The sequence below is a fragment of the Mesonia sp. K4-1 genome (assembly GCF_008017825.1).
Taxonomy (GTDB): domain Bacteria; phylum Bacteroidota; class Bacteroidia; order Flavobacteriales; family Flavobacteriaceae; genus Mesonia.
Genome location: NZ_VRLS01000086.1, coordinates 102,877 through 115,442 on the forward strand (window position 1 = coordinate 102,877; position 12,566 = coordinate 115,442).

A 12,566-nucleotide genomic window follows, 5' to 3' on the forward strand; every position below is an offset into this window, starting at 1 on the left:
CATTATGTATAAGTCTATTATTCGTCCGATTTTATTTAAGTTTGATCCAGAAAAGGTTCATCACTTTACTTTTTCAACTCTAAAAAACAGCTTAAAAATTCCTGGAGTTTCTTCCGCTTTAGCGAAAACCTATTTAGTTGAGGATAAAAAATTAGAGAGAAATGTATTCGGACTTAACTTTAAAAACCCGGTAGGCTTAGCAGCAGGCTTTGATAAAGATGCTAAACTTTACAAAGAATTAAGTCAATTAGGATTTGGTTTTATAGAGATAGGAACGGTAACTCCTAAAGCTCAAGGCGGAAACCCTAAGCAAAGATTATTCCGTCTAAAAGAAGATCAGGCGATTATTAATAGAATGGGATTTAATAATGAAGGAGTTGAAGCTGCGGTTAAAAGACTAAAAAAGAATAATCACGAGGTTTTAATTGGAGGAAATATTGGGAAGAACAAAATTACTCCAAACGAAAATGCAGTTGATGATTATAAAATTTGCTTTGAAGCCTTATTTCCTTACGTAGATTATTTTGTAGTCAATGTGAGTTCTCCTAACACCCCAAATTTAAGAGCGCTACAAGATAAAGAGCCTCTTACTAGATTGTTAAATACTTTGCAATCGCTTAACGCGGAAAAGGAAAACAGAAAGCCCATTTTACTAAAAATAGCACCAGATTTAACTGATGATCAACTTTTAGATATTATTGAGATTGTAAATACCACTAAAATTGCTGGAGTCATCGCTACCAATACAACAATTTCTAGAGAAGGTTTAGAATCTGAGCATAAAGAAGAAATGGGAGGTTTAAGTGGGAAGCCATTAACTTCTCGTTCTACAGAAGTAATTCGATTTTTATCTGAAAAAAGTAATCAGGCTTTTCCTATTATTGGAGTAGGAGGAATTCATTCTGCTCAAGATGCTTTAGAAAAACTACAGGCGGGAGCAAGCTTGGTACAACTCTACACAGGGTTTATATATGAAGGTCCTCAATTGATTAAAGAAATTAATCAAGCGATTTTGAAAGAAAACGCTTGAATATAGAAATTCTCATATCGTTTGTGGTAGCTGTTTTTGCTTTGGCAATTTCACCAGGGCCCGATAATATTTTTGTACTAGTACAAAGTATTCGCTTTGGTAAAAAGTACGCCTTGGCAGTGGTATTAGGTTTAATGGCGGGCTGCTTAGTTCACACCTCTCTCGTCGCTTTTGGAGTTTCATTATTTATAGCAAAAAATGAAATTTTATTTACTTTACTTAAATTTTTTGGAGCTGCCTATTTATTATACCTAGCTTTTAAAGTATATAAATCTTCTGATGAGATAGATTTTAATACTGAAAATATACCAGCTAAGCCCGTGACAAAATTATTCCGTCAAGGCTTTATGATGAATGTACTCAATCCTAAAGTTTCCTTATTTTTTTTAGCTTTATTTCCTGGATTTTTATTTTCTGAAACCTTATCAGAAACGCTTCAGTTTTTCATTTTAGGAGGAGTGTTTATCGCTGTTTCTTTTCTTGTTTTTGGAAGCATAGCTATGCTTGCGGGCTCGTTAAAAACCTATATAGAAAGACACCCAAATTCTGGAGCTTTTTTAAAATGGTTGCAAATAGTTGTATTTATAGGTATTGCAATTTTTATCTGCATCTAAGCCTATAATACTTATATATTTTAAAGCTAATGAGTATCTTTGAGCTATGAACAAGATTAAGCTAATAGAATGTCCTAGAGATGCCATGCAAGGTATTAAGGACTTTATACCTACTGAAAAAAAAATTCAATACATTCAGTCTTTGCTACGTTGTGGTTTTGATACCATAGATTTTGGAAGTTTTGTATCTCCCAAAGCCATCCCGCAAATGGTAGATACCAAAGAGGTATTGGCAAATTTAGATTTATCAAAAACCAGTAGCAAATTATTGTCTATTGTAGCTAATGTTCGTGGTGCACAAGATGCCGTACAACATCCAGAAATAGATTATTTAGGTTATCCTTTCTCTATATCAGAAAACTTTCAAATGCGAAATACGCATAAAACCATAGAACAATCTGTAGAGACCTTACGAGAGATTTTAAACATTGCCCATAAACACGGGAAACAAGTAGTAGCTTATTTATCTATGGGATTTGGAAATCCTTATGGGGATCCTTGGAGTGTAGAAATTGTAGGAGAGTGGACACAGCGTTTATCTTCTTATGGTGTAAATATTTTATCCTTATCGGATACTGTGGGGACTTCAGATGCAGAAACTATAGATTATCTTTTTTCTAATTTGATTCCTGCCTATCCAAATATTGAATTTGGAGCGCACCTGCATACTACACCAACTTCCTGGCACGAAAAAATAGACGCAGCTTACAAAGCTGGGTGTGAGAGATTTGACGGAGCTATACAAGGTTTTGGTGGATGTCCTATGGCTAAAGATGACTTAACTGGAAATATGCCTACCGAAAAAATGCTAAGCTACTTTAATGCGGCTAAAGCAGATTCTAATGTAAAAATGGGTAGTTTTGAATCTTCTTATAATGAAGCTACCAAAATTTTTAATCTTTATCATTAATCTTATTTAAATTAAATATAAATAAAATTTGTTTGCAGACTTAAATAATATATTTTTGCAGCCGAATTAAAATTATTTTTAAAAAATCTAAATAAAGGTATAATGAAGAAAATTTTTATCCCCGCGTTAATTTGTACTACTATATTTTTTACCTCTTGTTCTAGTGATGACGATAATAATATTATCGGAGGAGAAGATCAAATAAACGTTCCTGCCAATTATGAATTTGAAAGAGAAGGTGTTTCTACTGTAAGTTATGGTGGTCAAACAACTAGAATTTTAATGGCAAAAGAATTAAGTGATGCTTTTACAGACTTTGATAATTTAACGGCCGATCGTTTAACAAATATGTTTTCAAATGAAAACGCACCATTTTCTGAAGGAGATTTAAACAGTTCTTCAAAAAGTATAAAAAGTAAAGTTGCAGCTTCTAACGATTATTTTTCATTAAATTCAACTGGTTCTGCAGCTGTAAAAGAAGATTTTGAATCTTGGATGAATGCTCAATTTGATGAGGTTCTAGCTAATCAAAATGTAGGGGCAACCGCAGGAGTTGCTGGACAAATTGCACAAGGTGATAAGACTAGGTATGTAAGTGCAAAAGGATTAGAATACAATCAAATGTATGCTAAAAGTTTAATGGGAGCTTTATTAGCAGACCAAATGTTAAACAATTATTTATCGCCAGCTGTTTTAGATGAAGGAGATAATATTGTCAACAACGAGAACGGAGTTACCGAAGAAGGGAAATCATATACTACTATGGAGCATAAATGGGATGAAGCTTATGGATACTTATATGGAGATACAAGTATATCAACTTCTAACCCTATGAGCGTATTAGAAAATAATTCAGATAAATTTTTATTCAACTATATAAGACAAGTTGCTGCCGATGATGATTTTGAAAATGTAGCGCAAGCAACTTTTGATGCATTTAAAAAAGGAAGAGCGGCAATTACTGTAGGTAATTATGAGGTAAGAGATGCACAAGCTGACATTATTAAAGAAAACATCTCTTTAATTTTTGCGGTAAGAGCAATTCACTATTTCCAAGCAGGAAAAGAATCTATTGCTGCTGGTGAAATGGGAGCTGCTTTTCATGAGTTATCTGAAGGATTAGGATTTATGTACAGCATACGTTTTTCTCAAAATCCAGATACTGAAGCACCTTATATGAGTGCATCAGAATTAGAAACTTATAAAAACGAATTGTTGGAAGGTAACGGATTTTGGTCTGTTTCTGCAGAAAAGTTAGATGAAGTTTCTGAAGCTATTGCAAATGCATACAGTATTTCTGTAAGTCAAGTTGATTAAGCTAATCAGTTAGAATTCAAATAACAAGGTCTTTTGCGAAAGGCCTTGTTGTAATTTTAAGAATATGAAAAAGTTAATTTTATTATTTATTTCCCTTAGTTTATTTGTAGTGAGCTGTAGCGATGATGATTCATCCTCTACTACTGCTGGCGATGATGCTTTTGATAGAAAAGAAATGCTCACACATTGGGCAGATCATATAATTGTACCTGCTTATACTAATTTTGTAGCTTCTTCTACTGCTTTAGATGCAAGTACCCAGACGTTTATAGAAACTCCTAATGAAGCAAATTTAGTTCAGCTTCGTGAAGATTATCAAAAAGCTTATTTAGATTTTCAAACCATATCTATATTTGAAATTGGCCCAGCTGAAACTATTGGGTTTAGAGGCTTTGTAAATACATATCCTACCAATGCCATTGCGATTACAAAACTTATAGAAAATTATGAAACTCCTAATTTAGAATTACCTTCAAGCAGAGCGGCACAAGGTTTTCCTGCTTTAGATTATTTTTTATACGGTGTAGCCGATAATGACAATAGTATTATTGAAACTTATAGCACAGGTAATTTTGCTAATGGTTATAAAACTTATTTAGGTTTAGTAAGTAAACGTATAAAAGATTTAAGTACTCTTATTCTTAATGATTGGAATAACGAATATAGAGATAATTTTGTAGCGAACACCAGTTCTTCTTCAACAGGATCTGTAGATATGTTAGCAAATGATTTTATCATTCATTTTGAAAAATTTATCCGTAGCGGAAAAGTGGGTATTCCTGCTGGAGTGTTTTCGGGTAATGTAGAGCCTCAAACCATTGAGTCTTATTACCAACCTTCATTTTCAAAAAGTTTGTTAGAAAAATCTCTTAATTCAAGTAAAAACTTTTTTAAAGGATTATCTTTTGATCAGAGTACTACGGGCTTGAGTTTTGAATCTTATTTGGATTATCTAAATTCAATTAAAGAGGGAGAAGATTTATCGACTTTAATTCTTAATCAATATGAAGATAGCGCTTCTAAAATTGGTTTACTGAATGATAATTTATTACAAGAAGTTGAAAATAACAATTCTAAAATGCTTACTGCATATGATAGTATGCAAGCCAATGTTATTTTATTAAAAATAGATATGTTGCAAGCACTTTCAATAAGCGTAGATTATGTAGATACCGATGGAGATTAATCTATAGAAAAAAAAATAGATGTTAATTAAGATTAAACATTATTTTAAAAAAAATACGGATGCAGCTCCTTTAGCAGTATTCCGTATTTTTTTTGGTTTAATGATGAGCTTAAGTATCGTTCGGTTTTGGGCAAATGGTTGGATAGATAAGCTTTACGTGCAACCTAAATTTTTCTTTTCTTATTACGGGTTTGAATGGGTGAAGCCTTTAGGGATTTATACTTATTTTATTTTTTTAATAGCACTAATTTCTGCTATTGCCATTATGATAGGCTATCGTTATAAATGGTCTATACTTATATTCTTTTTAAGTTTTACGTATATAGAACTGATGGATAAGACGACTTATCTTAACCATTATTACTTTATAAGTATTCTTAGTTTTTTAATGATTTTCTTACCGGCTTCAGCTCATTATTCTATAGATGCTTATTTAAATCCGCGTAAAGCGTATCAAAAAATACCCAAGTGGTGTATTCACAGTATTCAGCTTTTAATGAGTATTGTGTATGTGTATGCAGGTTTAGCTAAGCTTAATTCTGATTGGCTTTTGGAGGCCATGCCTTTAAAGATTTGGTTACCTTCAAAATATGATATACCTCTGTTAGGAGATTTTTTACAACAAACTTGGGTGCATTATGGGTTTAGTTGGTTGGGGATGATGTACGATTTAAGCATTCCTTTTTTATTACTCTATCGTCCTACTCGAAAAGTCGCCTTTTTTATGGTCATCGTTTTTCATGTATTGACGCGGGTATTGTTTCCTATTGGTATGTTTCCCTTCATTATGATTGTGAGCGCTACGATTTTTTTTGATGCTAAAGTGCATCGGCAAATTCTTAAAATCATTAGTAAAGTTTTTAAAATCTCTTACCATCGTTTTCAAAACCATAAAACTTTAGTTTTTTCCGCAAAAAAAAATAGCTTATTAACATTTGTACTTGTTTTGTTTTTTACAATTCAGCTATTTTTGCCGTGGCGTTACTTAGCTTATCCTAATGAGTTATTTTGGACAGAAGAAGGTTTTAGGTTTTCTTGGCGGGTTATGCTTATGGAGAAAGCGGGTTATGCGCAATTTAAAATTGTAGATGCTCAGACACAAAAGCGTTTTTATGTTGATAATTCAGATTTTTTAACGCCATACCAAGAAAAACAAATGTCTTTTCAACCCGATTTTATATTAGAATATGCGCATTTTCTGGGGAGTCATTTTGAGAAACAAGGTCATAAAAATGTAGAGGTTTATGTAGAAAGTTATGTGGCATTGAATGGGCGTAGGAGTCAGCCTTATATAGACCCGACTGTAGATTTATTACAAATAAAGGAATCATTTATTCCTAAAACATTTATACTTCCTTTTTATGATCAGATTAAAGGTCTTTAATTTTATCGCACTTTTCTTTTTGCTAAGCGTTTCTTTACATGCGCAATTTAGTTTTAAAGGAAGGGTAACTTCCGCTACGACGGGAAAAAATATACCAGAAGCAGAAGTGTTTCACGTATTGACAGGTGCTGTAGAAAAAACCAATGCCAACGGAGAATTTAGTTTCGATAATTTAAAAGAGGGTACCTATACTTTCGTAATTTTTGCAGAATCTTTTGAAGTGTATGAAACGCAGCTTAGTCTTAGTGAAGATGTTGAAAAAACTTTTGTTTTGACAGAACTTTCTGAAGAGTTATCTGAAGTAGTTATCATTCAACGAAAAGAAAGAATTTTTGCTTTACGGAATTTAAAACCCGTTGAAGGAACCGCTATTTATGCAGGTAAAAAAACCGAAGTTGTTCTCTTAGATAAAGTTACAGGAAACCTTGCCGCTAATAATGCTAGACAAATTTATAGCCAAGTAGTAGGTTTAAATATTTATGATAATGGAGATGCAGGTTTACAGTTAAATATTGGAGGACGAGGTTTAGATCCTAATCGCACGCAAAACTTTAATACGCGGCAAAACGGTTATGATATTTCTGCCGATGTTTTGGGTTATCCTGAAAGTTATTATACGCCACCTCCAGAAGCGTTGGAGGAAATACAAGTGATACGCGGTGCTGCTTCTTTGCAATATGGAACGCAGTTTGGTGGATTGATCAATTTTAAGTTCAAAAAACCAAATAGGTATAAAAAAATAGAATTGGTTTCAAGGCAAAGTTTAGGTTCAAATCAATTATTTACCAGTTTTAATAGTTTAAGCGGGACGGTAGGTAAGTTGAGTTACTACACATACTACCACTATAAAGGCGGAAATGGTTTTAGGGACAATTCTGGATTTGATTCTCATCAAGCATTTGCACATTTAGGTTACCAAATTTCTGAGCAAACCAAATTAGAATTTGAATATACATTTTTAGATTATTTAGCTCAGCAACCTGGCGGAATTACCGATGCTCAATTTTATGAAAACCCAGATTATAGCAATCGTGAACGAAACTGGTTTAAAGTAAATTGGAATTTATTTTCGGCTAAATTAAAGCATCAATTTTCTAAAAAAACAGATTTTAGTCTTAACCTTTTTGGCTTGTCTGCTTCGAGAAAAGCTTTAGGATTTAGAGATAATCGAGTTTCAAGTGTAGATGATCCTAGTTTGCCTCGAGAATTATTAGTAGATCATTTTGAAAACTGGGGAGCCGAAGCTCGTCTTCTTACAAGATATCAGTTATTAGATCAAGAATCTGTTTTTTTGATAGGAAGCAAATTTTACAAGGCGCATAATACACAAATGCAAGGAGCTGGTAATGCTGGGAGTGAAGCTAATTTTAATTTCGCCACGAGAGAATTTCCCAATTATGAACGTCAGGCAGATTTTACATTTCCCAATCAGAATTTAGCTTTTTTTGGAGAAAACATTTTTAGGTTAAACTCGCGTCTTTCAGTAACTCCTGGTTTTCGTTTGGAGTTTATAGATACCCAAAGTAAGGGATCGTATCAAAACATTGTGAGTGATAATGCAGGAAATGTTTTGGTAAATGAAACTTTAGAAGACAATAGAAATTTAGAACGTTCTTTTGTATTATTAGGAATAGGAGCTAACTATCAACTCTCTTCTCAAGTAGAATTACTCGCTAATTTTTCTCAAAATTACCGTTCAGTTACCTTTAATGATATACGTGTAATTAATCCAGTTTTTGTGATCGATCCTAATATTAATGATGAAGAAGGCTTTACAGCCGATATCGGCATGCGTGGAAAATTATCTCGAAAATTACGATATGAATTAGGGGTTTTCGGACTTCAATATAAAGATAGAATAGGAGAGATATTACAAAACCAGGGGAGAATTGTAAGGTATAAAAGTAATATAGGAGATGCTTTTATTTACGGAATCGAAACTTTCGCAGAATTTGATCTTAAAAATCAATTTTTCAATTCTAACAAAAATTTACAGTGGAGTATTTTTAATAATTTTACATTTACCCAATCCGAATATACTCAATCTCAGCAGACGAATGTAGAAGGAAATAAAGTAGAATTTATACCAGAGTATAATCTTAAAACAGGAATGCGTTTTGGTTATAAAAATTTAATGGGTAGTTTGCAATACTCTTATTTATCTAAACAGTTTACAGATGCTACTAATGCTCCACAAGTAAAAACAGATAGTCAACGAGGTATTGAAGGGGAAATACCAGCCTACGGGATTTTAGACTTTTCTCTATCTTATGTGTATAAACGATTTAGATTAGAAACGGGAATTAATAATCTTTTAAATAATGATTATTTTACCCGAAGAGCTACGGGGTATCCAGGTCCTGGAATAATACCAGCTCAACCTATTAATTGGTATACCACCTTGCAAGTGAAGATTTAAATTAAGAATTATCGTCAAAAATTAAATTAAAAGTAGTATCTTTTTAAATGAAATTTTCAAACTTTCTTAATTAAGAATATACAAGTATCAATATGTGTTTATGGTTTAAATACAGAAATTATATACGTGTTTAAAAAAATACTTACTTTCTTTTTTTTGCTGACTATAATTTCAACTTATGGTCAAAATATAGACTCTATTAGGTATTTTAACAAAAAAGCAATAGATACTTATAGAAATAATTCTGAGGAAGCACTAAACTATCTAAATGAGGCAGAATTACTATTACAAGAATTTCCTAACGATTCTTTAAAAGCAAAAGTCAATCAGATTTATGCCTTTACATATTATTTGAAAGGTAATTATAAGGAATCCTTATCTTATTATTTAAGTGCCCTTAACGGATTTAAAAGACTACAAGATGAACATAATATGGCTAGGTGCTATAATGGTTTAGGTCTTATTCAGCAAGGCATTGGTAGACACAATCAAGCTATTCAATATTTTGAAAAATATTTAGAATTTGTAGATGATAAAGATCCATCTGCAGCTTACCTCAATTTAGGAATTTCTTATTTGGCTTTAAATCAAATCGATAAGGCTAGTCAGTATTTTGATGAGTCGTTTAAATTTTCTATTACTTCCGAAAATAAATCTATAAAATTAGCGGCAAAAAATAGAATAGCACAAGTATATTATTTAGAAGAAAACTTAGAGGAAGCTATTTTGACCTACAACCAAGTAATCAATGAATCTAAGAATGATAATTGGGAGTTAACCTTTGCGTATGGAGGATTAGCGGAAATTTACATAAAATTAAACGAGCAGGAGAAAGCTCTTTCTGCAGCACAAAAATCATATCAAGCCGCTATTGAAATTGATGCACTTTGGGATCTTGAACGAAGTACAGCATTATTAGCTAAAATCCAAGTCTTAAAGGAGGATTACAAAACTGCTTATCGTTTTTCAAGGGACAATAGAAAGTATAAAGATTCTCTTTTTAATAAAGAACAAGCACAGATTATAGCAGTAATGCAGTTAGATAAAAAAGAAGCAGAAAATGAAATTTTGACAACTAAAAATCAACAGTCTGAGAATAAAATCTTTTTTAATCAATTAGTTACAGCCCTTATTGCTTTAATATTGGTTATCACTTTATTCTTTGCATTTAAATATAAAAAAATAATTAATGAAAAAGAGGAGTTGAATACAGCCTTAGCTCATAAAAATAGACAGCTTGTAAAACTAGATAAAGGAAAAAATAAACTTTTTTCGATCATATCTCATGATTTAAGATCGCCTATTGCAGCTGTTTCTCAGGTAATGGACTTACTGCTTCAAAATGCCTTTACGGAAGAAGAAAAAATTGAAGTTTACTCTTCTATGCGTTTGCAATTAGACGAAACTTCTAGAATGCTTAATAACCTATTAATTTGGGCAAGTACACAATTAAATGGAACGAAAATAAACTTTACGAAAATTAATATTGTATCAGAAATGATAGAAATTTTAAATGTATATAAAATTTCGAGTCAGAGTAAAGGGGTGACGATCATTCATAACATTTATAAAGAAGCTATTATGATTACGGTAGATACTGTCCAATTGCACGTAATCTTACATAACTTATTATCAAATGCATTAAAATATACTCCCAAAGAGAAAAGTATAAAAATATCTTATCAAATTAAGCCGGAACATATCGAAATACATATTTTTAATGAAGGAACACCTATTTCTAAAGATCAATTAGATAAAATTTTCTCAGAAAATAATTCTTCCATCACTTCTTTAAAAGGGACAGATGGCGAATTTGGAACTGGCTTAGGCTTGTTTTTAATTAAAAAATATGTAGAGCTTAACAAGGCTGAGTTTGCGATCCAACCCATTGAAAACAAAGGAACTCTTGTTGTACTTTGTTTTGATAAAAGCTAACGCTTATTTTTTGTCTTTGTATTGTTAAAGCTATCAAGGGATACAAAAAAATGCATACCTATGTGGGTATGCATTTTATATTTTAAAAGTTAATTATTTTTAAGCTGTAACTTGAGGCGCCCAATAAGAACATAACATATCGGGTGCTGCTTTTTTAGGGTGGGCACAAGTAGGGCTCATATATCTTGAACAAGTGGTACAGTTTTCCTTGTCCAAAAATCTATTTTTCATGGTAAAACTATCACACGTATGCCTATCACTAACAGAGGTATCATGTTTCATACAAAAATCATTTTCAAATTTTTTACAGTTTACACAGCTATTTCCTAATCTAATACTCATAACACTCAGTTTTTTAATTAATTACTTAAATATAAAATTTAGATAAGGAAGAAGCAATATAAATAACTGAATTTGAGTATTTTGTAATTGGATTGATTAAATATAAAAAGCTACTCTGTGCAGAGTAGCTTTAAAATAATTTGGTTGGTATTGGCTAATTAATTTAGAATCAACTTTTGAGTTGTACTATGACTTCCTGCTTGATATTTAACAATATAAGTACCGTTTGCTAATTGCGACAAGTTTAATGTTTGATTAGTAAACCCAGCATTTTGCAATTGAGAAGTGAATACTTTTTTACCCAAAAGATTATAGATTTCTACGGTTTGATTAGCATCTTCGCTTTCAACTAAAACATTAATTTGTTTGTCTGAAGATGGGTTAGGGTAGATACTAAATGAATTTTCAGCATCAAAAGCCACCGTGTTTAACTGGCTTGTTACATCTTCATAGTTAAACTGAATGTCTCCTGTAGAACTTCCTCCAAAATCAATAAAATTTAATTTGTAAACTGTTCCGTCAAGGTATTTTACGTAAAAATAAAGATCTGGTTCTATATCATAAGTATAACTTGCATTTAATGTTTTCCAGTCGTAACCAATTGTATTGATTTCATCTGAATAATTAAGATTACTAGTATCTCCATTTCCGTTAGGCTCTATGTTCTCTGCTACGACTACGTCTGGATGTTGTAAAGCTCCTGTTACTACATACTTCATAGTTCCTCCGCTATAAGCATAATCTGTAGTGAATTTTGTAAATTTTAGATCCCAGTCTGTACTTGCAGGTTCAGCAACTACTTCGGTAGCGGTAGTGAAATTGTAGTAGTTGAACATGTTGTTAGGATTGCTGGTGTTAGAAACAGTTTCGGTAGTATCTGCACTCCAAGTAGAAGTGGTTTCGTCCCAAGTAGCATATTTAAATGTATATCCACCAAAATAATCTTCAATGAATAATTTTTTGAAGCTCCCGTCAGCATATTTTAATAAAAAGGTAACGGTTCCTTCTACGTGGTGGTTTGCTGGATTATATTCTCCAAAACCATAAGAAGCCGAACCTGTATTAAAAGCTCCTTCAAACCAACTGATGTCACTGTTGTATAACTGTGTGAAGTTGGCAACATTGTTAACATCTACGGTAGCATAATCTGCAGGAGTATTAGCTGCTTCAAAAACTTCTAAACCAATTCCGTCATTAATTCTAATGGCAAAATTCATATTGTTATTTCTCAAAAAAGCAATTTCCCAATCGGTTGCCGTATGGTCGTAACTTTGATTGGTAGAAAACTTATAATAAACTTCGTTTGCATAAGAAGGATCTAAGCTAAGATTTACGGTAGTTTGTGCCGTTGCGATTAAGCAAAAGCTAAAAAACGCTAAGAAAGATAGTTTTAAATTCATGAGGTGTAATTTTTAGTTATGATTGTATA

General features: G+C 32.1%; 10 protein-coding genes. 8 read left to right on the forward strand and 2 right to left on the reverse strand.

Annotation, left to right across the window (positions count from 1 at the left end):
• The first annotated feature begins 4 nt into the window (after positions 1 to 4).
• From FT986_RS12715 to FT986_RS12750, 8 genes are all read left to right on the forward strand, one after another.
• A complete protein-coding gene (locus FT986_RS12715; protein ID WP_147865380.1) occupies positions 5 to 1,030 on the forward strand; it encodes a quinone-dependent dihydroorotate dehydrogenase in 1,026 nt (341 codons plus the stop codon).
• Positions 1,027 to 1,644 (forward strand): LysE family translocator, encoded by a 618-nt coding sequence (locus FT986_RS12720; RefSeq protein WP_147865381.1) that lies wholly within the window; start codon positions 1,027 to 1,029, stop codon positions 1,642 to 1,644. The genes FT986_RS12715 and FT986_RS12720 overlap by 4 nt, the downstream gene beginning before the upstream one ends.
• Before the next feature lie 46 nt (positions 1,645 to 1,690).
• Positions 1,691 to 2,554 carry a hydroxymethylglutaryl-CoA lyase gene (locus FT986_RS12725; protein ID WP_147865382.1) on the forward strand — a complete coding sequence of 288 codons (864 nt, stop codon included), beginning with the start codon at positions 1,691 to 1,693 and terminating at the stop codon, positions 2,552 to 2,554.
• A 102-nt stretch (positions 2,555 to 2,656) separates the two neighbouring features.
• Positions 2,657 to 3,871: a DUF4856 domain-containing protein gene (locus FT986_RS12730; RefSeq protein ID WP_147865383.1), complete on the forward strand. Its 1,215-nt coding sequence runs from the start codon at positions 2,657 to 2,659 to the stop codon at positions 3,869 to 3,871.
• A 64-nt stretch (positions 3,872 to 3,935) separates the two neighbouring features.
• A complete protein-coding gene (locus FT986_RS12735; protein WP_147865384.1) occupies positions 3,936 to 5,057 on the forward strand; it encodes an imelysin family protein in 1,122 nt (373 codons plus the stop codon).
• Positions 5,058 to 5,076: 19 nt separating this feature from the next.
• Positions 5,077 to 6,441: an HTTM domain-containing protein gene (locus FT986_RS12740; RefSeq protein ID WP_147865385.1), complete on the forward strand. Its 1,365-nt coding sequence runs from the start codon at positions 5,077 to 5,079 to the stop codon at positions 6,439 to 6,441.
• Positions 6,419 to 8,860 carry a TonB-dependent receptor domain-containing protein gene (locus FT986_RS12745; RefSeq protein ID WP_255505970.1) on the forward strand — a complete coding sequence of 814 codons (2,442 nt, stop codon included), beginning with the start codon at positions 6,419 to 6,421 and terminating at the stop codon, positions 8,858 to 8,860. The genes FT986_RS12740 and FT986_RS12745 overlap by 23 nt, the downstream gene beginning before the upstream one ends.
• Before the next feature lie 156 nt (positions 8,861 to 9,016).
• Complete coding sequence (locus FT986_RS12750; protein ID WP_147865386.1) at positions 9,017 to 10,795, forward strand: tetratricopeptide repeat protein; 1,779 nt, start codon at positions 9,017 to 9,019, stop codon at positions 10,793 to 10,795.
• Positions 10,796 to 10,894: 99 nt separating this feature from the next.
• Here the strand turns inward: FT986_RS12750 and FT986_RS12755 are convergent, their stop codons facing one another.
• Entirely contained in the window at positions 10,895 to 11,137 is a 243-nt protein-coding gene (locus FT986_RS12755) for a hypothetical protein (RefSeq protein WP_147865387.1), read from the reverse strand.
• A 158-nt stretch (positions 11,138 to 11,295) separates the two neighbouring features.
• On the reverse strand, positions 11,296 to 12,537 hold the full coding sequence (locus FT986_RS12760) for a T9SS type A sorting domain-containing protein (protein WP_147865388.1): 1,242 nt from the start codon (positions 12,535 to 12,537) through the stop codon (positions 11,296 to 11,298).
• Between the last annotated feature and the right edge of the window lie 29 nt (positions 12,538 to 12,566).